A 22648-nucleotide genomic window follows, 5' to 3' on the forward strand; every position below is an offset into this window, starting at 1 on the left:
GAGGGGAGTTTATGAATGATCGTTTAAGAAAAATATGGCTAAGGTGCCTGTGCCTGTATGAGAACCTATGGCACATCCAATAATACTGATATATACATCTTTCGGTGAGAACTTTTCTTGAATGAGCTTCTTCATTTCAAGAGCAAGTTCTTCGTCGTCTCCGTGGCTGATGGCGATCACTTGATTGGAGAGGTCTTCACCCCGTTCTTCCATCAAGTCGAGAATTCGTTTGAGAAGCTTCTTTTTCCCACGCAATTTTTCAATCGGGACAAGCTTTCCATCTTCTACATGCAGGAGAGGCTTGATGTTTAGCAATCCTCCAAGAAAAGCTGATGCTTTTGATACTCTTCCGCCTTTTGCCAGGTATTCAAGGTCTTCTACAGTGAATAGGTGTTCCATATGCTCTGAGTGGAAATGAGAGGCTTCGATAATTTCTTCTTTACTCCCACCATTCTGAAGCAGTTCAGCAGCCTTCATTACAACTAATCCGTAGCCAAGTGAAGCGCCCTTTGAATCGATAATGGTCAAATCAAGAGCGGGGTGCTCCTCTTTCACCTGATCGCGAATCATCACAGCCGTTTGGTACGTCCCTGACAATTGTGAGGAAAAGGCAATGTAGATACCGGATTGATTCGATTCTGCAAGCTCTGTGAACTTCTTCATGAAAAAGTCCGGTGATACTTGAGACGTTTTTGGCATATGTCCTTCCCTTATTTTGTTGAATACGGTTTTCGGCTCGATGGTTACCAGGTCCTCGTAATCCCGACCATCAATATGTACTTTCAGTGGCAGCAGTTCTATGTTGTGTTCGTTGAAATATGCAGCAGGAAGATCGCTTGCACTATCAGCAAATAATTTTACTGTCATCCTAATCATCCTTTGGTTATTCTATATAGCTTTAGTCTAGCTATATTTCATTCAAATAACAATCCATAGAGTATGATTTTAAGGTAAAAAGTATCATTATCTTCTTAAAGGATGAATATCGAGATGAGTTTAGTTAAGATGTATTGTGGAACATAGAAAATAACAACTAGATGTGGGAGGTCTGTCAATGTCGAGAGATCATGTTCAGTTAGAAGCGAAGAAGTTTTTCGTAGTGTTAATAGGGGCAGTACTGGGTGCCATTGCGATGAATTTTTTCCTGATACCGGCAAATGTTTATGCAAGTGGTTTTACAGGATTGGCTCAGTTATTGTCCAGTGTGTTAAAAGAATTTGCACCATTCAACATATCTACAGGTATTTTATTATTTATTTTAAATATTCCTGTGACCATCCTCGGGTGGCTTAAAGTTGGCCGTTCCTTTACTGTGTATAGCTTCATTTCTGTATTTCTGACGTCCTTATTCCTGGAAGTGATCCCTGTGATTAAATTATCACCTGATATTCTTCTAAACGCCGTCTTTGGCGGGGTCATTGCGGCGGTGGGAGTTGGAATCACGTTAAAATGGGGTGCATCTACGGGTGGGATGGACATTATCGCCATGATTCTTTCCAGAATGAAAGATAAGCCTGTCGGGTCCTATTTCTTCCTGATGAATGCGGTCATCATTACTTCTGCAGGATTTCTTTACGGGTGGGAAAAAGCATTGTATACGTTAGTAACGTTGTATGCTTCAACACGTGTCATTGATTCCATCCATACACGCCATGAAAAACTCACAGCAATGATTGTGACAAAGAAATCCAGTGAATTAAGAGAAGCCATACATTCAAAGCTTGTCAGGGGTATCACCACTCTGCCTGCAAAAGGAGCTTTTTCCGGTGAAGATAAGGAAATGCTGATCATTGTCATTTCGCGCTATGAACTTTACGAACTTGAACATACCATTAAAGATGTAGATCCCAACGCATTTACCAATATCGTGCAAACGACTGGGATATTCGGATTTTTTAGAAAAGATTAGATTCTTAATATTAACAAATACTATAGGTGAACTTGAATAGAAAGGGGTATCACCTTGAAGGCATTTGTTTATATACTTATTAGTTCTTTCATGCTCATTAGTGTACCTTCTCCAATGAAAGCAGAGAAGGCACCTCTGATCTTTTCTGTACAATCTTATCCGGGGGAAGAAGGATCTCAGATCAGGCTCGTTCTTTATAATAATAGTGAAGGGGATAAAAAGATCACTTTCCCTACTAGTCAGATGTTTGACTTTACAATTAAAAACAAAGAGGGCAAAGTAGTCTATCGGTACAGTCAGGGGAAATCGTTTCTTCAGGCGTTTCAAACCCTTACGTTGAAAAAGGGTGAAACGAAGATTTGGAAAGAAACATGGGATTACAAGCATGAAGGAAAGCGTGTCGCAAAAGGGCAATATACGATTGAGGCACTGCTGATGGGAGAGGACATGAGTGGATTTGATCATCCTTTGCGGGCTGAGGATTCATTCACGGTTCCGGATGAAAACCCGTCCTTTAGAGGTGTAAAGGTACTTGAGGTGAAAGGGCGTGTTTCCATCAATGGACAAGCCCGGGTATCAGATGGCAGTTTTTATTATTCTGTGGAGGACGGACATAGAGTGCTTCTAAAAGAAACATTATTCAAGGTTAATAAAGAAGCACCAAACTGGACTGATTTTTCCATCATTCTCCCTGAGCTATCAGGCAGTGCTGAGAAGGTCTTTATAAGTCTTTATGAAAGGGATAAAGGGGATGGGAAGATTCTTCACAGATATGTCATCACCATTCCATGAAAAAACGAGGGTTGTCCATTTTGGACAACCCTCGTTTTTTCATTATGACAGGCGGTTTAACTCATCTTGAAGAGCATGAAGCTGCTTTTGTTCTTCGACATTTGAGTTAGCGTAAGCAGATGACAACGCGTTTTTCGCTTTATGAATGGACATTTGAGCGTTTTCTCCCGTACTGCATGCTTGTTGGGCAGAATGAACCGCGTTACGGGCCTGTTGGAATAATGGATTACTCATTACTCCATTCCCCCTAGCCCTTCGCCATGTGAAGCAAGCTTTTTAGCTTCTGCTTCAGCATACGTCAGATGGTACGGAATACGTTCATCATGTTTTGTTACAGCGATTTTACCTTGTTGTACAAATCGTTTCGATTTATTTCTACCCATCACTACCACCCCTTTTGCAAGTTGGAACGCATGATGCGCTCCTTTTTAGTATGGCTAAAGCGGTGGTGGATTACAGTAAGAAGATATATCCACAGCTTCCAAAAACGTTTTTGGATTAAAGATTAAAACGTTTTTGCAGGTAGCGTCCGATCCCGTCGTCTTCATTCGAAAATGTCACTTCATTGGCAATATCTTTAAGGGGATCAATGGCATTCCCCATGGCAACTCCAGTGCCTGCATATTCAAGCATTTCAAGATCGTTATCTTCATCTCCGAATGCAATGATCCGTTCCTGCGGAATATTTAAAGATGAAGCAACTCGTTCAATTCCGACAGCTTTATTCAATCCTGACTTAACGATTTCGATGATGTGCCATGGTGCAGCCCAGCGGCGGTGGTCAATCAATTCTGCATGAACATCATCCAGGTGTGCGCGAATTTCCGGAACATCTTCTTCTTCAGCGTGAATGAGCATGGAAGTTGGATGATCAGAAAGTACATTTCGGATGTCTCCAGTTGAGATCGCTGGATTACCCATCATGAATACATCTATGATCTTTTCATCATGGTAGTGCAGATACACATCATCCATCACTTCGGCAACAATGTTGCGGTATTTAAAATCGTCACATGCATCGATGATTTGTTTCGCCACCTTTAAATCCATTGGCTCGTGATACAATCCCCATGAATCGTCATTAGGATGATGCACGAATGCACCGTTGAAATTCACTATCGGAGTAGTTAGCTTTAATTGTTGATAATACAATTCACTTGCACGATAAGGCCTGCCTGTGGCAATCATCACCTCGTGTCCTTTCATGCGTGCTTTTTTTATAATATCGTGAGTTTTAGATGAGATTTTCTTCTCATCCGTTAATAGTGTTCCGTCTAAATCCAGAACAATCAAATGTTTTTCTTGTGCGTTCATGAATACAAATCCCCAATCTTATTGGTATTAAGGCAATTGTAGCGCCAGACATTGAATTTTGTCTACCGCAGCTTCATATCATTTAAAAAATGTTTACAAACGCTTACGAATTAAATATTATACATACTACCAAATCTAGGATATCATAGTAAAGTGAAATGCATTCAGGAGGGAGAGACCACACATGATATTAGTTGACAAATCAACCATTCAAAACATTCCATTTCTTCACCTTGTAAAAGAAGAGTATATAGATAAGCAAGCCCCGGTATGCTTTTTTATCCACGGGTTTACAAGTGCCAAGGAGCATAATTTACATTACGCCTATTATCTTGCTGAAAAAGGATTTAGAGTGATTCTTCCCGATTGTTTAGAGCATGGAGAACGGTCGACAGGCAAATCAGAACATCAATTAGGACAAGTATTCTGGAAAATCGTCTTAAATACGATTCATGAATTATCAATTATGAAAAGTCATTTTGAAGAAAAAGGATTGCTCGCCCGTAATGGTGTCGGAGTTGCAGGGACCTCAATGGGTGGTATCGTCACACTTGGAGCGTTGACTCAATATGATTGGATCTCTTCTGCCGTCTCGCTTATGGGGAATCCTACATATGTGAAGTTTGCTCAAGCCCAGTTGTCCCAAGTTGAATCATTAGGATATGAACTTCCATTCAGCGAAGAAGAAATAGAAAACATGTTAAGTGAACTGGCTCATTATGACTTAAGTCTTCAGCCTGAAAAACTCAGCGGCAGACCATTGATGTTCTGGCACGGAAAAAGGGACAAAGTCGTTCCATTCAACCTGACACACGAATTCTACCAAAGCATCCTGCCATACTATGAATCCCAGGAAGATAACCTGTTATTTATAGAAGATGATAAAGCCGATCATAAAGTAACGAGAGAAGGCGTGTTAAAGCTTGTTGAGTGGTTCGAGAAGCATTTATCAGCCTAACCTTTTGTCTTACGCCTGTTTATTTGTTAAGATGAGTACTGAATATAGATATGAAACAAGCACATATTGTAAAGGAGTGTTAACATGGATCAGGATCTTAAAGATAATTTGATGGGTGCACTGGAACAAGTGGTTGACCCTGAATTAGGAATAGACATTGTCAATTTAGGTCTGGTATATGATGTAGATCTGGATGAAGAAGGTAAAGCAACGGTTACTATGACACTTACCTCAATGGGATGCCCGCTGGCTGGTACCATCGTCGATCAAGTGAAAACAGCCCTAAGTGACATCCCTGAAGTCAAGGAAACAGAAGTAGACATCGTCTGGAACCCGCCATGGAGCAAAGACAACATGTCCCGCTATGCTAAAATTGCATTGGGGATTAGGTAACACGAAAAGCGGAGGCGGCTTGGTCAGACCCGACAAGCATAAGGCGAGCCTGCCGGAAAGGCGTTTTTTGCCTTTTTGGCAGGCTTGACTTATGACCTCGAGGGTCTAGCCGCCGGAGCTGGACAAGAAGAAAAGCGGAGGCGGCTTGGTCAGACCCGACATGCACAATAGGAAAACCCCATAAGGCGTTCTTTGCCTTATGGGATTTTTTTGTGAGAGTGGGGATTTCCGTTCGTATAGGAAAGTAGAAATTCGAAGGTGAAATTTGTCGTTTTTTGGAGAACGGTCGATATATTGAAAATACGGTTGATAAAATGAAATATCGGTTGATAAATTTGAATAACGGCCGATAAAATCAAATAAAAGTCGATAAATCCTAATGACGGTCGATAAAATAAACCCAAACTCCAAACCACCGACCCACAAAACCCCTCAAAACAAAAAAAGCCGAAAACACAGTATCCAATACTGCATTCCCAGCTTTTTCATCAATCAATCCTACATATCGAAACCGGACAGTTCTCACAATCGATTTCATCTTTGAGAAAATTCAAATCAAGTATCGTGATATATCCTTTTTCCCATACCAGGACATTTTCTTTCTTCAATTCACTCAGTAACCGATTCACGACTTCCCTGGAGGAACCACAGAAATTGGCCAACTCCTGATTGGTTAACGGAAAATCAATCAGTATGCCATTTTCAACGGGTTTTCCATAGCTGTTGGACATACGGATCAGTGTAGAATAGAGTGCACCTTTTTTTCCATGAAGAACGAGGTCACGAAACTTCGTTTGATTTTGCTGATTTTGTATTTGAATCCATTTTAACCATTGGATGGTGAGGCTGTTATCACCCGAAAGCTTTTCTTCAAAGACTTCTTTGGGGAGTACATAGGTCTCTGTATTTTCAAGGATCTTTGCACTGAGCATATAGTAAGCTTCTTTCGTAAATAACGTTAACTCCCCGATCACATCGTCACTTGAACATATGCGTAATGACAACTCCCTGCCATCAGGAATCACCTTGCTGATCTGAATCCGACCGCTTTTGATTAAGTATAACTCGTGAGCAGGTTTCCCTTCTTGAAACAGGAAAGTTCCTTTCTTTACGGTTTTTACCTTATTTTTCTCGAAAAATAATTGTTTAATCCCGGAAGGAACTCCTAGATTTTCACTCATGGGATCACATCATTTCCATCGTGATGTCTTATACTTAAAGCTTACCAAAGGAAACAGACAGATAGAAGGAATTTAAGAGAAAATTAATACAGCAGCTCCGACAACGGCACAGTAAATGGCAAAATATTTCAGGTTTCCTTTAGCCATAATATTCATGAACCACTTTAATGAGAAGTATGAAGCAATAAGTGACGCAATGAACGCGACTAAGTAAGGAATGGCCATTGAAGCAAGGTTTGGATCCTTAATCAAATCACTTATGCCGAATACCATAACCCCGACACTTACTGGAATATAGAGCAGGAAAGAGAAACGTAAAGCCGTTTCAGCTTTCATCCCGCTTGCCATTGCCGCAACAATGGTTGCACCTGAACGACTGATTCCAGGAATAAGGGCTACTGCCTGTGCAAGTCCGATAATGATAGCGTCTTTCACATTTAAGTCGCCATCATTTTTTCTTCCTCGAAGGTTACGGATCAACCATAGAGCAATACCTGTAATAATAAGCGTAATTCCTACTGTGATTACAGATGTTAAATGGTCCTCTATCACGTCACCGAATAATACACCGATCACACCGGCAGGGATCGTACCAATCAATAAGTAAACAATGAAATGAAAATCACGTTTCGTTTCAGGTGTTTTATGTTTGAAATAGCCTAAGCCATTGACGATCAGGCGCATGATATCTTCACGGTAAATAATGAGTACAGCCACTAATGAAGCCGTATTAACCAGCATTTCAAATGTTAGGGTAGCATCATTGATTCCAAGGAAATGCTGGGCTAATAGTAAATGTCCACTCGATGAAATCGGGATTGGTTCAGTAAATCCTTGAAAAATCCCTAAAAATAAGTATTTCATAATCAGATAAAAATCCATTGTGTTTCCTCCAACCTTTTTTTCTCCACAGTTTTTAATTTAACACCATAAAGGGAAAGACTGTAAAGCCTTTTTCCAAATGTTAACCGAACCGTAACTTGTTTATCATATAAAGCATTCTGATATCCTTCATCTGGCATGCATGAATGCTCGTCCTTGTAGAAAAATAGTAAGGAAGCATCGCTTCGAAAAGGAGGGGTAAGAATGGGCCAGTCACGACAGTTCAAAGCTGGGGAAAAAGCACCTAATAATGGAGAATATATCGAAATTGGTGAAACAGGAAGTATGGTGAAAAATCCGCAGAAACTACGGTTAAATGCGGGGGATCGATTTCCTGAAAACTCCAACCATAATCGTCTATGGACGTATATGAGAAAACCTTAACCCCATAAAGGAACAAGGATGCCGTGTCGACAGCTCACCTTATCAATGATGGTGACTCTCAGAGGTACTCCTTGTTCCTTTTCTTTTCCTTTTTCCACCGGAAGATATATAATAGAAGAAAAGGTCAATAAAGGTCAAAATACGAGGTGAAACACGATGAATTTTGATAATATGACTCAAAGCATTCAAGAAGGTTTGGTTTTGGCGGGAGAGACCGCAAAAGAAAAGCTACATACAGATATCAGCCTTTTTCATTTATGGAAATCACTCCTCGGTTCAGAAGACAGTTTTCTCCGTACGATCTATGAACGTGCAGGAGTAGAAGCAGAGGACTTAAAGAAGTGGGTTGATACCAAGTTAAACAATATCCCTTCTGTAGAGGGAGATGGGCTGCAGTATGGCCGATTTTTCGCAAGGGATATCCATCAGCTCATGCAAGATAGTGATTCATTAAAGACTAAATGGGAAGATGACTATATCTCGATCGAACATCTGGCCCTTGGATTATTCCAGCAAAAGAACCACCCGATTACGACATACTTAACAAACCATAATGTAACAGAAAAGGCATTAAAGGAGATCATTGTAAAGATCAGAGGAGGGAGCAAGGTGACGACACAGAATCCTGAAGTGAAATATGAAGCGTTGAAGAGGTATGGAAGGGATCTTGTTGCGGAGGTGAAATCGGGAAGAATAGATCCAGTCATAGGCAGGGACAGTGAAATCCGCCACGTGATTCGGATCCTTTCCCGTAAAACGAAAAATAATCCTGTCCTTATAGGAGAGCCTGGAGTCGGAAAAACAGCCATCGTTGAAGGACTTGCACAGCGGATAGTCAGAAAAGATGTCCCGGAAGGCTTGAAGGATAAAACCATTTTCGAATTAGATATGAGCTCTTTAGTTGCAGGTGCCAAGTTCAGGGGTGAATTTGAGGAACGCTTGAAGGCTGTATTGCAGGAAGTGAAAAAGAGTGAGGGACGCATTCTTCTGTTCATTGATGAGCTCCATACGATTGTGGGAGCAGGGAAAACGGAAGGAGCCATGGATGCGGGAAATATCCTAAAGCCTATGCTTGCGAGGGGAGAACTTCATTGCATAGGTGCTACCACTCTCAATGAATACCGCAAGTACATTGAAAAGGATCCGGCTCTGGAAAGACGTTTTCAGCAGGTACTCGTTCAGGAACCCAATGTGGAAGATACGATATCTATTCTAAGAGGCTTAAAGGAACGATTCGAAATTCATCATGGAGTAAATATTCATGACCGCGCCATTGTAGCAGCTTCAAGACTTTCCGATCGCTATATATCCGACCGTTTCTTGCCGGACAAAGCAATAGACTTAATCGATGAGGCATGTGCGATGATCCGGACTGAAATTGACTCAATGCCATCAGAATTGGATGAAGTGACGCGTAAAGTGATGCAGCTGGAAATTGAAGAAGCAGCTTTAAATAAGGAAAAGGATCCTGCCAGTCTTGAACGCTTGGATCGAATCCGTGAAGATTTAAGTAATCTGAAGGAAAAAGCGAATAGGATGAAGTTAAAATGGCAACAGGAGAAAGAAAGCATCGGGGTCGTACAGGAGAAGCGGGAAGAACTGGAGAAGCTCAGGCGCTTACTTGAAGAAGCAGAAAGTGATTATGATCTGAATAAAGCTGCTGAACTTCGTCACGGCAGGATTCCCGCTATGGAAAAAGAACTTGTTTCAGTTGAGCAGGAGATGATGAAAGAGCAGGAAGGACGCTTGCTGCGTGAAGAAGTGACGGAGGAAGAAGTGGCAAATATTGTAGCAAGATGGACAGGGATTCCGGTCACTAAGCTTGTAGAAGGTGAACGAGAGAAGCTGTTGAAACTTGATCGCACACTGCATGAAAGGGTGATCGGGCAGGATGAGGCTGTTCAATTAGTGAGTGACGCCGTTATACGGGCGAGAGCAGGGATTAAAGATCCTAATCGTCCGATAGGTTCATTCATTTTCCTAGGTCCTACGGGAGTAGGAAAGACAGAGCTTGGGAAGACACTTGCTCATACGTTGTTTGATAGTGAGGAGCAGATAATCCGAATTGATATGTCGGAATATATGGAGAAGCATGCCGTTTCACGTTTGATCGGTGCACCTCCGGGATATGTAGGATATGAAGAAGGCGGTCAGCTTACAGAAGCCATTAGACGAAAACCATATTCGGTTATCCTGCTTGATGAAATTGAAAAAGCTCATCCGGAAGTATTCAATATTCTTCTGCAAATGCTCGATGATGGGAGGATAACCGATTCTCAAGGAAGGACGGTTGATTGTAAGAACACGGTGATCATTATGACCTCTAACATCGGATCATCGCATCTTCTCGAACGAAGTAAGGGGGAAGAGGAAATTGATATAGAAACGAAGAACCTGGTCATGAGCCAGCTTCGTTCCTCTTTCAGACCGGAGTTCCTAAACAGGGTCGACGACATTATTCTCTTTAAGCCATTGAGCATTGAGAATATAAAAGGGATCATCGATAAGCTGGTGGAAGATTTGCAAAAACGAGTGGAAGAACAGCATATCTCATTGTCATTAACGGATAATGCAAAAGAATTTATAGCACAGTCCGCTTATGATCCGGTTTATGGTGCACGCCCTTTAAAAAGGTACTTGCAGAGAGAAGTCGAGACCAAACTGGCAAGAGAACTGATAGCAGGAAATATCAGATCAAACGAAACCATCATCATCGACATAGGGGAAAATGGTTTATCGATCATGAAGGATAAATAAAAAAAGCAGCCGGATTAGGCTGCTTCTTTTAGTGCTTTTCAACTGGCTCGTTTGGAATAACAAGCGTGATAAGGAATACTAATACCGTTACACAAACCGATATAATCAATCCTGTTTCAAAGTGAAAAGCAGTTCCATTCATTGAACTTACAACGTAAGTTAACATTTCAGTCAGAGCAAATGCCCAGAAAAACATCCAGAAAAATCTCACGTCAAGTCACCTCATTCCTATGTAATCAACTAATAGATTATTAGAGTGTTCTAACCAATTTCAATCTTTTTTATCTTACCACAGGTTCATAAATTAATAAATGACTAATCTGTGAAATGTAAACCTTATCATATACCGGTAAAAATCTTTAGGGATACTCTGTTTTTTAACTAAATTTGCAAATATCAAAGGTTCTTTGGGCTATCTCCCTTACCAATGTTGTCTCCTTACATAAACTATAATGACTTACTATGTAAAAGGAGAAATTCTAATGTATCAGCGATTGTTTCAATTAGAGCAAGAGTGGTGCATGATTCATTATCCTGAACGCCCAAATGGATTCGCTGTAATGGTAATAGGAGATTCCCATCATTATGTAGACGATAAGAGCAGCTTTTGGGTTCAACATGAGGCACGCTACAGATGGATTCAAGAACTGACCGCCAAAGGATACATTGTGTATTATAGTAATCTTTACGGAGCGAATTGGGGTAGCAATCAAGCCGTGCAGTTAGCCAAACGACTTTATCAGCATGTGAAACGAAATGAGATCATTAATGGAAAGATTCATATATTGGCTGAAGGAATGGGGGCTTTAGTATTGAAAAACCTCTATCCTAAAATGGAGCAGGACATTAGAAGTGCAGTTATGCTTGCGCCTTGCGTGTCTTTATATGACCATCTGGAACAAGAGAAGGAACAGAAATTCTTTTATAAAAAGGTAATAAAAGAACTCTCACACACGTTTCGATTGAAAGAGGAGGAGTGCGAATCCTTCATCAGTCAACAATCGAAGGACTACGAAGTATTTAAAAACATCTCGATTCCCCTTTACATTGTTCAATCAACGACTCTTAATCGTTATAAAAATCAATTCACTCTCATAAAAGATATATATACGGAGCGTTTAGAAAAAGGTACATCAACGGATTTGTTCTTTGTACTCCCAGAAAAACGTGCTTCTCTGGGAAGGAAGTTTGCTTCATACTTTTCTTTACATGAGAAAGAGTTATAACAAACACATTGGAGTGATTGACTTGAATCATGCATTCGTTTTTGCCGCTCAACAGTTTTTGGGATTTGAGCTTTGTGATGCCCTTCTTGAGAATGGATGGACCGTAACGGCAGTGGATGAAGCCAAAGAAACAGAGGATAAGTGGTTAGGAATTGGAAGGAACTCAAACATTCAATATGTTCCTTATGAAGACTGGGATAAGGAAGTACAATCAGGATGCAGCGTGTTCCTTCCATTCTATGATCAGGTAAGAGAAGATAAAGTAAGTTATTTGTCAGAAGTAGAAGGGCTGTTGTCAAAAATTGAACAACCCCTATCGATCATTCGAATTTATTCCAATCTGGACAGAGATCAAAAATGCAAAGAAGGAACCGTATTCTACCTTCCGACTCTGTACGGAATTCACCAGCCGGCAGAATTTCTGTTCGCTCAACTATTAAATGGAGAAGATGGTGACTCTCCATACATTGATGATCCAAGTGGAGCGATCTATGTAAAGGACGCTGCCCGTTCTATAATCAAGCATTCATCCAATACAGAAGAAATATATAAGGTGAAAGCACTCTCAAATCAAAGCTGGAATGAAGCCTTATCGTATGTAACGAAGAAGTCTTTTACTCCCGTCAGAATGGATGCTGAACCAAATGGAAAAGAGCTTATTGTCAAGCCGACCAAGTCTCATGAATCGGTCATAAAAGAACAATTAAGAGGCATTCATTTGCATGAAATTCAGGAATAAGAAAACTTTCTCTTTCCTTGTGGATAGGGATGAGGGTAAAATAAATATGATGTAATAATTTGCTATTGATTCTTTTTTATAGATGCTGCACGGGCTTTAAAGGAGTTGCTGCACATGAGTAAGAAATTTTACACCATTTTCATGATTGTATTACTTATTGGAATAAGTGGTTGTTCAACAGGAGACAGCGCTGAAATAGAAAAAGTTGGTTTACTGGTTCCGGAAACCGTAAACGATGGAGTATGGGGAACGAAAGGTTACAAAGGATTATTGAAAATTCAATCCGATTACAATGCAGACGTTTTCTATAAAGAGAGCATAAAGAATGATACATCAATTAAACAAGCGGTAAAAGAGTATAGTGATGATAATGTTACCTTAGTGTTTGGCCACGGTAGTGAATATTCCGGGATATTTAATACCCTTTCCGGTGATTATCCCAACATGCATTTTGTAAGCTTCAATGGGAATGCCACAGAGGAGAATACAACAAGTCTACAATTTAAGGGCTATGCAATGGGCTTCTTCGGAGGCATGACAGCAGCTTATCAATCCAATACGAATATAGTCGGGGTGATTGCTGCTTTTGAATGGCAACCCGAGGTTCAAGGGTTTATAGATGGAGTCAAATACCAACATAGTGAAACGGAGCTCATTGTCGAGTACACCAATCACTGGAATGATCAAGATATCGCCTTCGAAAAGTTGGAGGGATTAATGAATCAACGGGTCGATGTTGTATATCCTGCAGGTGACGGCTATAATGTAGCTGTAATTGAAAAGCTGAAGGAAAAGGGTCTCTATGCCATTGGCTATGTCTCGGATCAATCTGATTTAGGGGAATCCACGGTTTTAACGAGTACTGTGCAGCATGCAGATAAGCTGTATAGCGTCGTTGCGGAAAGATTCGCGAATGACGAACTCGATTCTGGAAACCTCGAATTTGATTTTGAAGACGGAGTCATTTCCATGGGTAAATATAGTCCCGTCATTCCAGAAGATTTTCAATCTGAGATGAAGCAACATGTTCAAACCTACATCGAAACAGGCAAATTGCCGAACGGAAAGGAATCGAAGCAATGAATCAAGACAAAACGATGGAATTCATACAGATTGCCATGAAGTACTTCCCACAAGCAAAAGAGCAACTGGATCAAGCGGGTGTTGAGTTCACTCCCGAAATGCTGCAACCATTCATGACGCTCTTTACACAAGTCATGAGTGAAGCCTATGAATTAGGCAAACAAGATGCCTTACATAAAGAGTAAGTGTACAGTAAAACGGTTCATTGAATTTTTCAATGAACCGTTTTTTTTATTTTATATTCCATTGCTTTAATAATGGACTGATTTTCTTATAGAGTGGTTTTAAGTCATCGATGGAATTCATCATGGAATGAATGCCATCGAGTAATGATCCTTCTTCATTGCTGCCTTCACGCTTCTCCTGAGAAGGAGCCTCTTCTTTTTTACGGGTCCTTCCTCCGTACATCATCCTATCAAATGGATGCAGCTTCTTTTCTTCAGACATATTCTCACCCCCTCTACCTACTATGTAACCTATGAAAAGGAGGGTTGTACGAGTATAGTCAAACGCGTAGAAGAAAGGGAAAAGAAAAAATAATTGCAGAAAGTAGAAATCTTCGATAAAATTAGTACCAAGTCATAACAATTGATAATAAACTTAAGTATAAAAGAAAAAAATATAAAATAAGAAAGTAGGGAATGCCGGTATGAATACAGGAATTATTGGAATTGGGCGTTACCTTCCTGAGAAAATCGTAACCAATGCGGATCTTGAGAAAATGGTGGATACATCTGACGAATGGATTCGTACGAGAACGGGCATTGAAGAACGAAGAATAGCAGATAATGAAACAGACACATCAGACATGGCGTTTGAAGCAGCAAAATCGGCCATTGCTGATGCAGATATTACAGCAGAGGAAATTGATCTGATCCTTGTGGCTACGGTCACCCCTGATAGACCATTCCCATCTGTAGCTTGCTTACTTCAAGAAAGATTAGGAGCAAAAAGAGCGGCGGCGATGGATGTAAGTGCGGCATGTGCCGGATTTATGTATGGTATGATTACGGCAAAGCAGTTTATCGACAATGGTGCGTATAAGCATGTACTCGTTGTAGGAGTTGAAAAGTTATCCAAAGTCACGGATTGGGATGACCGGAATACAGCTGTACTGTTCGGGGACGCAGCAGGTGCTGCCGTACTTGGGCCAGTTCCGGATGGCAAAGGAATACTTGCCTTTGAATTAGGTGCAGACGGATCGGGTGCAAAGCACTTGTACCAGGAAGAAAACATCATCATGAATGGACGCGAAGTTTTTAAATTTGCCGTTCGTCAAATGGGTGAATCGAGTGTGAACGTGATTGAAAAAGCAGGATTAAAGAAAGAAGATGTTGATTTCTTAATTCCGCACCAAGCCAATATCCGTATTATGGAAGCGGCAAGGCAACGATTGGAATTGCCGATTGAAAAGATGTCTAAAACTGTAAATAAATACGGTAATACCTCAGCAGCTTCTATCCCTGTTTCTTTAGTGGAAGATTTAGAAGCAGGAAGAGTGAAAGAAAACGATGTAGTTGTCATGGTAGGATTCGGCGGCGGTTTAACCTGGGGCGCCATTATCATGCGCTGGGGCAAATAAATAGAACTCTCTTCTATAACTTGCAGACAAAGGAGATGGAATAAATGAACAAGAAACGTGTAGTTGTAACAGGATTGGGAAGTGTTACCCCGTTAGGTAATGATGTTGAATCAACGTGGGCAAATATTTTAGCAGGGAAAACGGGTGTAGGTCCGTTAACGCGCTTAAATGCAGACGATTATCCAGCCAAAGTGGCAGCTGAATTGAAAGATTTCAATATCGAGGATTTCGGTGTCGAGAAAAAGGAAGCGAGAAAGATGGATCGCTTCACTCATTATGCGATTGCAGCATCGTTAATGGCTGTCAAAGATTCCAAGCTCGCCATTACAGACGAAAATGCTCACCGTGTCGGTGTGTGGATCGGTTCGGGTATCGGTGGGATGGAAACATTCGAACAGCAGTATGAAACCTTCCAAAAGCGGGGGTATCGCAGAGTAAGTCCGTTCTTCGTTCCAATGATCATTCCTGATATGGCTGCTGGACAAGTTTCCATCATGCTGGGAGCAAAGGGCTTTAACTCCTGTACAGTCACTGCATGTGCGACAGGGACGAATTCGATTGGAGATGCATTTAAAGTCATCCAGCGGGGAGATGCGGATGTCATGGTTTCAGGTGGGGCAGAAGCACCGATTACAAAGATGTCAGTAGCGGGCTTCTGTGCAAACACAGCTTTATCGACCAATACAGATCCTGAAAAAGCTTCAAGACCATTCGATGCAAACCGTGACGGATTTGTCATGGGAGAAGGAGCAGGTGTCGTTGTTCTGGAAGAACTTGAGCATGCACTGAAACGCGGGGCGCCGATCTATGCTGAAATCGTAGGCTATGGTTGTACGGGGGATGCGTATCATATCACAGCTCCTGCACCGGCTGGAGAAGGTGGAGCGAGAGCAATGAAAATGGCTTTGGAAGACGGTGGAGTCCTTCCTGAGCAAATGGATTACATCAATGCTCACGGAACAAGCACCCCTTATAATGACAAATACGAAACGATGGCAGTAAAAGAAGTATTCGGGGAGCATGCCTATAAATTAGCCATGAGCTCAACGAAATCCATGACAGGTCATCTTCTGGGAGCAGCAGGAGGAGTGGAAGCGATTTTCACAGTACTCGCGATGAAAGACAGCGTGTTGCCTCCGACAATCAATATAGAAACACCGGATCCGGATTGTGATCTTGATTATGTAGCGAACGAAGCTAGAAAACAGGAAGTGAATGTGGCGATGAGTAACTCATTAGGTTTCGGTGGCCATAATGCTACGATCGTCTTTAAAAAATATAGCAACTAATATATGAACGAGCCTGCTAACACGCGTTAGCAGGCTCGTTTTTTGTTGTGAACCCTCCTCCCTTTACATATACATGATAAAAAGCCGGGAAAGAGGGATGAAGGTGACCGTTGCTCCTACTGATGGGTGGCTTGAAGACTCCATTCATAAGCCTTTAGAGCTTTTAAAGAATACAATTAACGGAAAAGACGATCAAAAATCATTTTATCAATACCTTATGAGGCATGGAATGTACAAATCATCACATCATGCCGAAGATATTTTCGAAAAGATGAAAGAACAAAACATATGGGAACGTTTTTCCCTTTATGAAAAAAAGTATAAACGAAAATGGAATGGTCCAAATGTTCCGATATACTTATTCCCCGTGCAGGAAAAGAGAGGCATGTTCCAATCGTCAATGAAAAAGTCAGGTGTATGCTTTAAAGACGAGATTTTCTTTTTTATTACAGAACAGGATGATACGAAAGAGTACGAAGCTCTCTTCGTTCATGAATACCATCACTGTGTCAGAATGAAATTACTAAACAAAAAAGACATACAATATACCTTATTGGATTCAATCATTTTTGAAGGACTGGCAGAACATGCCGTTAAAGAGTACTGTGGAGATAAATACTCAGCTTCCTGGACAAAAGCATATGAAGAAAAAGAAATGTCACGTTATTTCGAGAAATGGATTCAGCCTAATTTGGATGTAACAAGAAGCAGTCCCCTTCACGATCACTTACTCCTTGGTAAGAAATCATATCCTAACATGCTGGGTTATGCTGCTGGTTATTACCTGGTTGAAAATTATTTGAAGAAGAATGATGCATCTACCATTGCCCTAATAGGAAAGGCATCATCAACCTTCTTACCATAGGAGGATGGGGGATCAAATCAGTCAGGTATTTTTCTGAATAGCAGGCAGGTGATGAAAATAGGAGACTGATTTCGTCATATCTTCCATTTACCCTCATAAACTATAGTAAGAATGGACGAGCTAAATCTCTAAATGCGAGGATAGAGGCGGAAGGTATGGTGTTTCGAATGTTTGTAATGTTTATCGGGTTTGGACTGGCTGTTTCAGGAGGAGTGAGCTTAATTATTTATTTAAATCTTCTCACCACCGGAATGACTTTTTCAGACTATATTCTTTTCGTATCCACCCGAGTCGAATGCTATTTATTTCTCTTAGGGATTCTCATCATCACACTCTCGATCTATATCCCCCGGAGGAAAAATAATCACTATCTATAAAACCCTTGTTGAATAGGAATAAATTTACACCGATTTGCCTATACTGATTGACAAATAAGATTGTAGCAAAGCGAGGGGTCAATCATGTTATATCTTCATGATGTATGGGTAAATTGGTTCGAAGGCGAAGAAAATGGCTACAATGTCTGTCATTTTCACGAATGGAGAAAAGAGGACGTTATTGAGTTATTGGATCAAGTTCCTCTCATTAAAGTGGACACTGTTCTATTTCATTACATCGAGAATGATTTATCAGAGTTACCTCAACAACTGCTTAATAATGTCTATCAAAAAGCTTACTTGCGAAAAAACCATGAACGAATTCAACTGGATTACTGCTTCTTAGTCACAGATGGGACAGGAATACTTGCAGTGGATACGATTGGGTATACCGTTCCAATCAGAAAAAGCAGGCTGATCCCAAGACAGGAACAGCTCGTCTATGAAATGGTGGAAAGTCATGAAACAATGCAATATGCCATTCAGCCTGAGGCTAAAAGAGAGGATTCCTATCATATTCTTTCACCAAGTCCTTATATGATGAGTGGACTGACAAGAAAAGAAAGACAGTTAAAACAACTTTTATTTATGGCCCTGGACCAGCTCCACAGCTCAAACAACACGGCGGAAATTCGCTACTGGTACACAGAATGGGCTCCGCAGCGATACCGTACCATCCAGGAATTGGACTTTGAAGAAATTTGGCAAATGTTATACGAAGAAACGCAGTTTGGCTGGTCGGATAAGCACCTGACCCTCTGCGAGAACTTAATCAAGGGACAACCCTTCTTCGAAAAACTGTGGGAAGTGGAGAATCGTCCTAAGGTAAATTGATGGGTGGATGAAAACCCCAAGTCTATGACGGGCTTGGGGTTTTTTGTATAGAGTAAAGGAGGGAGGCGATGGTAATCGGTCCCAATAAAAAAGCCCAGAGCCTCATACTGCAAGCTCTGAGCAACATTGCTATTTTCTCTTTCTCTCTTTACGCCCGAGTCCCATGGCCTTTTCCATTTTCTTCAGCATTTTGTTTGCTGCAAAATTAGCTTTTTCTGCCCCGCGATCGAGTATATCATCCAGTTCTTCAGAATCAATCAATTCATAGTACCGGTCCTGCACGGGCTTAAAGGCGTTGACGACCACTTGAGCTAAGTCTCCTTTAAAGTCTCCATAGCCCTTACCTTGATACCTTTGTTCAAGTTTTTCTATTGAACTGCCTTCAAGAATCGAATAGATGGATAGGAGATTTGATACTCCTGGTTTGTTTTCTTTATCGTATTTAACGATTCCTTCTGAATCCGTAACAGCACTTTTGATTTTCTTTTCAATCTGCTTCGGATCGTCGAGGAGTGTAATAAATGATTTCTGGTTAACATCGGACTTACTCATTTTCTTCAAAGGATCCTGAAGGGACATAACACGGGCTCCGACTTTAGGAATCCGGACTTCAGGAACCGTAAAGATGTTGTTGTATTTATTATTAAAGCGCTCTGCAAGATTTCTCGTTAATTCCAAATGCTGTTTCTGATCTTCTCCCACAGGGACTAAATCTGTACCATATAGAAGAATATCGGCTGCCATTAATGGTGGGTAAGTCAACAAGCCTGCAGAAACGGCTTCTTTCCCATGTGATTTATCTTTGAATTGTGTCATTCTTTCAAGTTCACCAATATACGTCACACATTGCAAGATCCATCCTGCCTGTGCATGAGCCGGAACCTCCGATTGAATGAATAATGTTGATTTTTCAGGGTCGATACCACATGCAATATAGAGCGCAGCAAGACTGCGAATGTTTTTGCGAAGCGTCATTTTATCCTGCGCTACCGTGATTGCATGTTGATCCACTACACAGAAATAACAATTGTATTCTTCCTGCAGCTCAGTGAACTGCTTCATGGCCCCGATGTAATTCCCAAGCGTAATCGTACCGCTCGGTTGAATGCCGCTAAAGATTGTTTGCATCATATTTCCTCCTGTTTTACACAAAATAAAAACCCACCCGTCCTATTGAAGATAGGGACGAATGGGATGATTTCCGCGGTGCCACCCTAAGTACTCAGATGAGTCAGCTTAGTCCATGACGAGCATGGAACCCCTTTAACGTGAGGTAAATCCGTTATATGCTACTTCATTCACAAATAAAGCTCAGAAGTCCATTCCCTTTCCCATGAATACTTGTTTTCACCATCCACAAGCTCTCTATAAATCATAAAGAAAAGTACTACTCTTCATCTACGCTTTTTACTCTCATTTATATATTTTTATTATATGAAAAATCAAAGGGTAATTCAAGTGTACAGCAGATAGGATAAGGCGATAGAAAGAAGCAGGGTGATGGAGCCGACTATCAGTACTGACCTTGTAATGGAAAAAGATCGCTTGACTCCGTATTCTTCATGGGCTCCCTTAGTCTCGTCCAGATCGTCAAACTGGGAAATGTACTTCCCTAGTTTTGTGCTGTTTCGGAATCTCTTAAGGGCATACACGATGCCGTTGAAAAATCCCTTTTCAAATATATACAAGAGGGAGCCTGCGGCAACATACGTTATTCCGATAATAAACAAGCTATCTATAGTAGAGAGAAGCGGATTTTTCCCCTGAAATATAGCAGTGACGATGGCGATAATGAAAAACAGCAGTGTAAGTATGTAGAAAAAATTTATTCGTTTCATAGTTCTCCTTAAAATGTTTTTATCAAAAGTATACATGAAGCCCTTAAGGGAATTCAATCATTCATATATATTCAAACAATCATGAGTTGTATGGGCAGGGAGTACATAAATCCGCGTAAAGTGTACACGCTTGAAACTGCAGCAATATTATTAAAATACGAATAGAATAAAGTATGTATTCTATTTTTTATATTTAGTCTTGTATATTAATATTTATAACAGATATAAACCTTATAATTGAAAACGGACCCCAATAACACCATTACTTTCAATGCTGAGAAATTTACATTTGTAACAATTGTAATGGGACAAACTCTCTAAAATGTTCAACTAAAACCCTTTAACACCAACGTTTTGGCGCCTATATACCTACTAATCTGATAATTTTGCAAAAAAACTGTTAAATTCATATTGCAATAATTTCTCTATCATGTATAATAAGTAACAAATCTTCTGAAAATTAGAAGATAAATAAATATGAGATTTACGAGGAGGTCAATTTCAAGATGAAGAAAAAGTTTTCATTCTTGCTAGTTCTTCTTCTGGCTCTAAGTACTTTCTTAGCTGCATGTGGCGGCGACAAGAAAACTGAGGGCAATGAAGGAGCATCTGGCGAAGGCGGCGAGTCTGCTGAAAAGAAAGAACAGGTACTTAATTTAATTGAGAGTTCTGAGATCCCATCAATGGACTCTACTCTAGCAACTGACGCTGTTTCATTCAACGTAATGAACAACGTATTCGAAGGTCTTTACCGCTTAGGTGAAAAAGATGAGCCTGTACTTGGTATGGCTGCAGAAGAGCCACAAGTAAGTGAAGATGGTAAAACGTACACGTTCAAAATCCGTGATGCGAAATGGTCAAACGGAGATGCAGTTACTGCGAACGACTTCGTTTACGCTTGGCAAAAAGCTTTAAACCCTGACACTGGTGCAGAGTATGCGTACATCATGTACGATATCAAAAACGCTGCTAAAGTTAATGCTGGCGAAGTTCCAGTTGAAGAATTAGGTGTTAAAGCGGTTGATGAAAAAACATTAGAAGTTCAGCTTGAAACAGCTGTTCCATACTTCAAAGCTTTACTTTCTTTCGCAACTTTCTATCCTCAAAACCAAAAGTTCGTGGAAGAACAAGGCGATAAATTCGGTCTTGAAGCCGACACTGCAATTTACAATGGTCCATTCACTCTTTCTGAGTGGAAGCATGAGCAAAGCTTCAAATTAACTAAGAACGACGGTTACTGGGATGCAGAAACTGTTAAGCTAAAAGAAGTTAACTTTAACATCGTTAAAGATACTGCTACAGGTGTAAACCTTTATGAAACAAACAAAGCTGATGTTGCTGGTCTTTCTGCTGAATTTGTTGACAAATACAAATCAGATGAAAACTTTAAAACAAGAGCTGAAACTTCAGTATTCTTCCTTCGTTTAAATCAAGGAAATGAAATAATGGCAAATGTAAATGCGCGTAAAGCAATTGACGCTGCATATGACAAGCAAGGTATGGTAGACGTACTTCTTAACAACGGATCTATCCCTGCGTACTATTTAGTACCAAAAGACTTCGTATCTGGTCCAGATGGTGCTGAATATCGTGAAACAGTTGGTGACTTTGGTGGATTCGATCCTGAAAAAGCTAAAGAACACTGGGCTAAGGCGAAAGAAGAGTTAGGAAAAGATTCTATTGAATTAGAATTATTAAACTATGACTCTGACAACTCTAAGAAAATTGGTGAGTTCTTAAAAGAGCAACTAGAACAAAATCTAGAAGGTTTGACAGTTTCTATCAAAGCGCAACCATTCAAGCAAAAGCTTGAGTTAGAATCAAAAGGTCAATACGACTTCTCATTCGCTGGATGGGGTCCTGACTATCCAGATCCAATGACATTTGTTGATATGTTCGTAACTGATGGTGCTCATAACCAAATGGGTTATTCTAATCCAGAGTATGACAAGTTAATCGAACAAGCTAAAGGTGAGCTTCTTGATGATTTAGATGCACGTTGGCAAGCAATGGTTGACGCAGAAAAGATTCTTTTCGAAGATCAAGCGATCAGCCCTATGTACCAATCTGGTGTTTCTTATCTAGAGCGTCCATATGTGAAAAATATCTTACGTCATTCATTTGGTGCTGATAATTCTTACAAATGGGCTTCAATTGAGTAGAACTTAAACTCAGTGAACAACCTTCAAAGGGAGAGTATATGCATGTGCATATGCTCTCCTTTTCCAGTGAATGTCGGAAATTA

General features: G+C 40.6%; 25 protein-coding genes and 1 other annotated feature. Of the genes, 15 read left to right on the forward strand and 10 right to left on the reverse strand.

The genetic code is table 11. The annotated features are described in order from the left end of the window. Nucleotides 1-9: 9 nt before the first annotated feature. Nucleotides 10-867, reverse strand: a complete 858-nt coding sequence (locus RSX31_RS01230; protein ID WP_315632885.1) for a DegV family protein — start codon at nucleotides 865-867, stop codon at nucleotides 10-12. A 187-nt stretch (nucleotides 868-1054) separates the two neighbouring features. Here RSX31_RS01230 and RSX31_RS01235 point away from each other — a divergent pair, with 187 nt between their 5' ends. Together RSX31_RS01235 and RSX31_RS01240 are read left to right on the forward strand one after the other, a co-directional pair. After that, complete coding sequence (locus RSX31_RS01235; RefSeq protein WP_148993377.1) at nucleotides 1055-1909, forward strand: YitT family protein; 855 nt, start codon at nucleotides 1055-1057, stop codon at nucleotides 1907-1909. Nucleotides 1910-1963: 54 nt separating this feature from the next. Beyond that, nucleotides 1964-2701 (forward strand): BsuPI-related putative proteinase inhibitor, encoded by a 738-nt coding sequence (locus tag RSX31_RS01240; RefSeq protein ID WP_315632887.1) that lies wholly within the window; start codon nucleotides 1964-1966, stop codon nucleotides 2699-2701. Nucleotides 2702-2743: 42 nt separating this feature from the next. Here RSX31_RS01240 and RSX31_RS01245 read toward each other — a convergent pair whose 3' ends face one another. The 3 genes from RSX31_RS01245 to RSX31_RS01255 form a co-directional block, all read right to left on the reverse strand. After that, nucleotides 2744-2935, reverse strand: coding sequence for a DUF3813 domain-containing protein (locus RSX31_RS01245; protein WP_315632888.1), 192 nt, complete (start codon nucleotides 2933-2935; stop codon nucleotides 2744-2746). Continuing rightward, nucleotides 2935-3084 (reverse strand): hypothetical protein, encoded by a 150-nt coding sequence (locus RSX31_RS01250; protein WP_187443328.1) that lies wholly within the window; start codon nucleotides 3082-3084, stop codon nucleotides 2935-2937. Before RSX31_RS01250 ends, RSX31_RS01245 begins: the two co-directional genes overlap by 1 nt. Before the next feature lie 115 nt (nucleotides 3085-3199). Continuing rightward, nucleotides 3200-4015: a Cof-type HAD-IIB family hydrolase gene (locus tag RSX31_RS01255; RefSeq protein WP_148968445.1), complete on the reverse strand. Its 816-nt coding sequence runs from the start codon at nucleotides 4013-4015 to the stop codon at nucleotides 3200-3202. A gap of 184 nt (nucleotides 4016-4199) precedes the next feature. On the opposite strand from RSX31_RS01255, the gene RSX31_RS01260 reads away from it, so the two are divergent. Both RSX31_RS01260 and RSX31_RS01265 read left to right on the forward strand, forming a co-directional pair. Further along, on the forward strand, nucleotides 4200-4973 hold the full coding sequence (locus RSX31_RS01260; protein WP_315632890.1) for a prolyl oligopeptidase family serine peptidase: 774 nt from the start codon (nucleotides 4200-4202) through the stop codon (nucleotides 4971-4973). Nucleotides 4974-5057: 84 nt separating this feature from the next. Next, nucleotides 5058-5366 carry a metal-sulfur cluster assembly factor gene (locus tag RSX31_RS01265; protein ID WP_044337705.1) on the forward strand — a complete coding sequence of 103 codons (309 nt, stop codon included), beginning with the start codon at nucleotides 5058-5060 and terminating at the stop codon, nucleotides 5364-5366. Between the two features lie 488 nt (nucleotides 5367-5854). Here RSX31_RS01265 and RSX31_RS01270 read toward each other — a convergent pair whose 3' ends face one another. Beyond that, on the reverse strand, nucleotides 5855-6547 hold the full coding sequence (locus RSX31_RS01270; protein WP_148993382.1) for a Crp/Fnr family transcriptional regulator: 693 nt from the start codon (nucleotides 6545-6547) through the stop codon (nucleotides 5855-5857). Between the two features lie 72 nt (nucleotides 6548-6619). Then, nucleotides 6620-7429 carry an undecaprenyl-diphosphate phosphatase gene (locus RSX31_RS01275; RefSeq protein ID WP_315632891.1) on the reverse strand — a complete coding sequence of 270 codons (810 nt, stop codon included), beginning with the start codon at nucleotides 7427-7429 and terminating at the stop codon, nucleotides 6620-6622. Between the two features lie 204 nt (nucleotides 7430-7633). Between RSX31_RS01275 and RSX31_RS01280 the strand changes: the two genes are divergently transcribed. Together RSX31_RS01280 and clpB are read left to right on the forward strand one after the other, a co-directional pair. Next, complete coding sequence (locus tag RSX31_RS01280; protein WP_113969938.1) at nucleotides 7634-7813, forward strand: YjzC family protein; 180 nt, start codon at nucleotides 7634-7636, stop codon at nucleotides 7811-7813. 156 nt (nucleotides 7814-7969) lie between these two features. Continuing rightward, nucleotides 7970-10570 (forward strand): ATP-dependent chaperone ClpB, encoded by a 2601-nt coding sequence (gene clpB, locus RSX31_RS01285; RefSeq protein WP_315632892.1) that lies wholly within the window; start codon nucleotides 7970-7972, stop codon nucleotides 10568-10570. A 28-nt stretch (nucleotides 10571-10598) separates the two neighbouring features. Here the strand turns inward: clpB and RSX31_RS01290 are convergent, their stop codons facing one another. Beyond that, on the reverse strand, nucleotides 10599-10781 hold the full coding sequence (locus RSX31_RS01290) for a DUF2929 family protein (protein WP_148968450.1): 183 nt from the start codon (nucleotides 10779-10781) through the stop codon (nucleotides 10599-10601). A gap of 271 nt (nucleotides 10782-11052) precedes the next feature. On the opposite strand from RSX31_RS01290, the gene RSX31_RS01295 reads away from it, so the two are divergent. The 4 genes from RSX31_RS01295 (at nucleotide 11053) to RSX31_RS01310 (ending at nucleotide 13803) form a co-directional block, all read left to right on the forward strand. After that, nucleotides 11053-11796, forward strand: coding sequence for a hydrolase (locus RSX31_RS01295; RefSeq protein ID WP_148993385.1), 744 nt, complete (start codon nucleotides 11053-11055; stop codon nucleotides 11794-11796). Between the two features lie 22 nt (nucleotides 11797-11818). Beyond that, on the forward strand, nucleotides 11819-12535 hold the full coding sequence (locus RSX31_RS01300) for a hypothetical protein (RefSeq protein WP_315632894.1): 717 nt from the start codon (nucleotides 11819-11821) through the stop codon (nucleotides 12533-12535). Nucleotides 12536-12649: 114 nt separating this feature from the next. After that, on the forward strand, nucleotides 12650-13618 hold the full coding sequence (locus RSX31_RS01305) for a BMP family ABC transporter substrate-binding protein (RefSeq protein ID WP_148993387.1): 969 nt from the start codon (nucleotides 12650-12652) through the stop codon (nucleotides 13616-13618). Next, nucleotides 13615-13803 carry a ComZ family protein gene (locus RSX31_RS01310; RefSeq protein ID WP_315632895.1) on the forward strand — a complete coding sequence of 63 codons (189 nt, stop codon included), beginning with the start codon at nucleotides 13615-13617 and terminating at the stop codon, nucleotides 13801-13803. The genes RSX31_RS01305 and RSX31_RS01310 overlap by 4 nt, the downstream gene beginning before the upstream one ends. A gap of 46 nt (nucleotides 13804-13849) precedes the next feature. On the opposite strand, the gene RSX31_RS01315 is transcribed toward RSX31_RS01310, so the two are convergent. Further along, a complete protein-coding gene (locus tag RSX31_RS01315) occupies nucleotides 13850-14065 on the reverse strand; it encodes a hypothetical protein (RefSeq protein ID WP_148993388.1) in 216 nt (71 codons plus the stop codon). Nucleotides 14066-14267: 202 nt separating this feature from the next. Here RSX31_RS01315 and RSX31_RS01320 point away from each other — a divergent pair, with 202 nt between their 5' ends. The 4 genes from RSX31_RS01320 to RSX31_RS01335 all read left to right on the forward strand — a co-directional run bounded on the left by RSX31_RS01320 (nucleotide 14268) and on the right by RSX31_RS01335 (nucleotide 18565). Beyond that, nucleotides 14268-15200 carry a beta-ketoacyl-ACP synthase III gene (locus RSX31_RS01320; RefSeq protein ID WP_148993389.1) on the forward strand — a complete coding sequence of 311 codons (933 nt, stop codon included), beginning with the start codon at nucleotides 14268-14270 and terminating at the stop codon, nucleotides 15198-15200. A gap of 44 nt (nucleotides 15201-15244) precedes the next feature. Beyond that, the gene (gene fabF / locus RSX31_RS01325; RefSeq protein ID WP_315632897.1) at nucleotides 15245-16489 is read left to right on the forward strand and encodes a beta-ketoacyl-ACP synthase II; all 1245 of its coding nucleotides are present in this window, start codon (nucleotides 15245-15247) and stop codon (nucleotides 16487-16489) included. 103 nt (nucleotides 16490-16592) lie between these two features. Further along, nucleotides 16593-17354: a DUF2268 domain-containing protein gene (locus tag RSX31_RS01330; RefSeq protein WP_315632899.1), complete on the forward strand. Its 762-nt coding sequence runs from the start codon at nucleotides 16593-16595 to the stop codon at nucleotides 17352-17354. 461 nt (nucleotides 17355-17815) lie between these two features. Next, entirely contained in the window at nucleotides 17816-18565 is a 750-nt protein-coding gene (locus RSX31_RS01335; RefSeq protein ID WP_315632901.1) for a YjbA family protein, read from the forward strand. 129 nt (nucleotides 18566-18694) lie between these two features. Here RSX31_RS01335 and trpS read toward each other — a convergent pair whose 3' ends face one another. Then, complete coding sequence (trpS, locus tag RSX31_RS01340; RefSeq protein ID WP_148993393.1) at nucleotides 18695-19696, reverse strand: tryptophan--tRNA ligase; 1002 nt, start codon at nucleotides 19694-19696, stop codon at nucleotides 18695-18697. Between the two features lie 47 nt (nucleotides 19697-19743). Then, nucleotides 19744-19975, reverse strand: a binding site (T-box leader). Between the two features lie 44 nt (nucleotides 19976-20019). After that, complete coding sequence (locus tag RSX31_RS01345; RefSeq protein WP_187443477.1) at nucleotides 20020-20403, reverse strand: DUF3899 domain-containing protein; 384 nt, start codon at nucleotides 20401-20403, stop codon at nucleotides 20020-20022. Nucleotides 20404-20909: 506 nt separating this feature from the next. On the opposite strand from RSX31_RS01345, the gene RSX31_RS01350 reads away from it, so the two are divergent. After that, the gene (locus RSX31_RS01350) at nucleotides 20910-22565 is read left to right on the forward strand and encodes a peptide ABC transporter substrate-binding protein (protein ID WP_148993395.1); all 1656 of its coding nucleotides are present in this window, start codon (nucleotides 20910-20912) and stop codon (nucleotides 22563-22565) included. Nucleotides 22566-22648: the final 83 nt, after the last annotated feature.

Source organism: Rossellomorea yichunensis, from assembly GCF_032337515.1.
GTDB classification, from domain to species: Bacteria; Bacillota; Bacilli; order Bacillales; family Bacillaceae_B; genus Rossellomorea; species Rossellomorea yichunensis.

Excerpts from the sequence above, each read along its gene's own strand:
- RSX31_RS01230 (WP_315632885.1), bottom strand. The coding sequence starts at position 867 with ATGACAGTAAAATTATTTGCTGATAGTGCAAGCGATCTTCCTGCTGCA.
- RSX31_RS01235 (WP_148993377.1), top strand. The coding sequence starts at position 1,055 with ATGTCGAGAGATCATGTTCAGTTAGAAGCGAAGAAGTTTTTCGTAGTG.
- RSX31_RS01245 (WP_315632888.1), bottom strand. The coding sequence starts at position 2,935 with ATGAGTAATCCATTATTCCAACAGGCCCGTAACGCGGTTCATTCTGCC.
- RSX31_RS01250 (WP_187443328.1), bottom strand. The coding sequence starts at position 3,084 with ATGGGTAGAAATAAATCGAAACGATTTGTACAACAAGGTAAAATCGCT.
- RSX31_RS01255 (WP_148968445.1), bottom strand. The coding sequence starts at position 4,015 with ATGAACGCACAAGAAAAACATTTGATTGTTCTGGATTTAGACGGAACA.
- RSX31_RS01260 (WP_315632890.1), top strand. The coding sequence starts at position 4,200 with ATGATATTAGTTGACAAATCAACCATTCAAAACATTCCATTTCTTCAC.
- RSX31_RS01265 (WP_044337705.1), top strand. The coding sequence starts at position 5,058 with ATGGATCAGGATCTTAAAGATAATTTGATGGGTGCACTGGAACAAGTG.
- RSX31_RS01270 (WP_148993382.1), bottom strand. The coding sequence starts at position 6,547 with ATGAGTGAAAATCTAGGAGTTCCTTCCGGGATTAAACAATTATTTTTC.
- RSX31_RS01275 (WP_315632891.1), bottom strand. The coding sequence starts at position 7,429 with ATGGATTTTTATCTGATTATGAAATACTTATTTTTAGGGATTTTTCAA.
- RSX31_RS01280 (WP_113969938.1), top strand. The coding sequence starts at position 7,634 with ATGGGCCAGTCACGACAGTTCAAAGCTGGGGAAAAAGCACCTAATAAT.
- clpB (WP_315632892.1), top strand. The coding sequence starts at position 7,970 with ATGAATTTTGATAATATGACTCAAAGCATTCAAGAAGGTTTGGTTTTG.
- RSX31_RS01295 (WP_148993385.1), top strand. The coding sequence starts at position 11,053 with ATGTATCAGCGATTGTTTCAATTAGAGCAAGAGTGGTGCATGATTCAT.
- RSX31_RS01305 (WP_148993387.1), top strand. The coding sequence starts at position 12,650 with ATGAGTAAGAAATTTTACACCATTTTCATGATTGTATTACTTATTGGA.
- RSX31_RS01310 (WP_315632895.1), top strand. The coding sequence starts at position 13,615 with ATGAATCAAGACAAAACGATGGAATTCATACAGATTGCCATGAAGTAC.
- RSX31_RS01315 (WP_148993388.1), bottom strand. The coding sequence starts at position 14,065 with ATGTCTGAAGAAAAGAAGCTGCATCCATTTGATAGGATGATGTACGGA.
- RSX31_RS01320 (WP_148993389.1), top strand. The coding sequence starts at position 14,268 with ATGAATACAGGAATTATTGGAATTGGGCGTTACCTTCCTGAGAAAATC.
- fabF (WP_315632897.1), top strand. The coding sequence starts at position 15,245 with ATGAACAAGAAACGTGTAGTTGTAACAGGATTGGGAAGTGTTACCCCG.
- RSX31_RS01335 (WP_315632901.1), top strand. The coding sequence starts at position 17,816 with ATGTTATATCTTCATGATGTATGGGTAAATTGGTTCGAAGGCGAAGAA.
- trpS (WP_148993393.1), bottom strand. The coding sequence starts at position 19,696 with ATGATGCAAACAATCTTTAGCGGCATTCAACCGAGCGGTACGATTACG.
- RSX31_RS01345 (WP_187443477.1), bottom strand. The coding sequence starts at position 20,403 with ATGAAACGAATAAATTTTTTCTACATACTTACACTGCTGTTTTTCATT.
- RSX31_RS01350 (WP_148993395.1), top strand. The coding sequence starts at position 20,910 with ATGAAGAAAAAGTTTTCATTCTTGCTAGTTCTTCTTCTGGCTCTAAGT.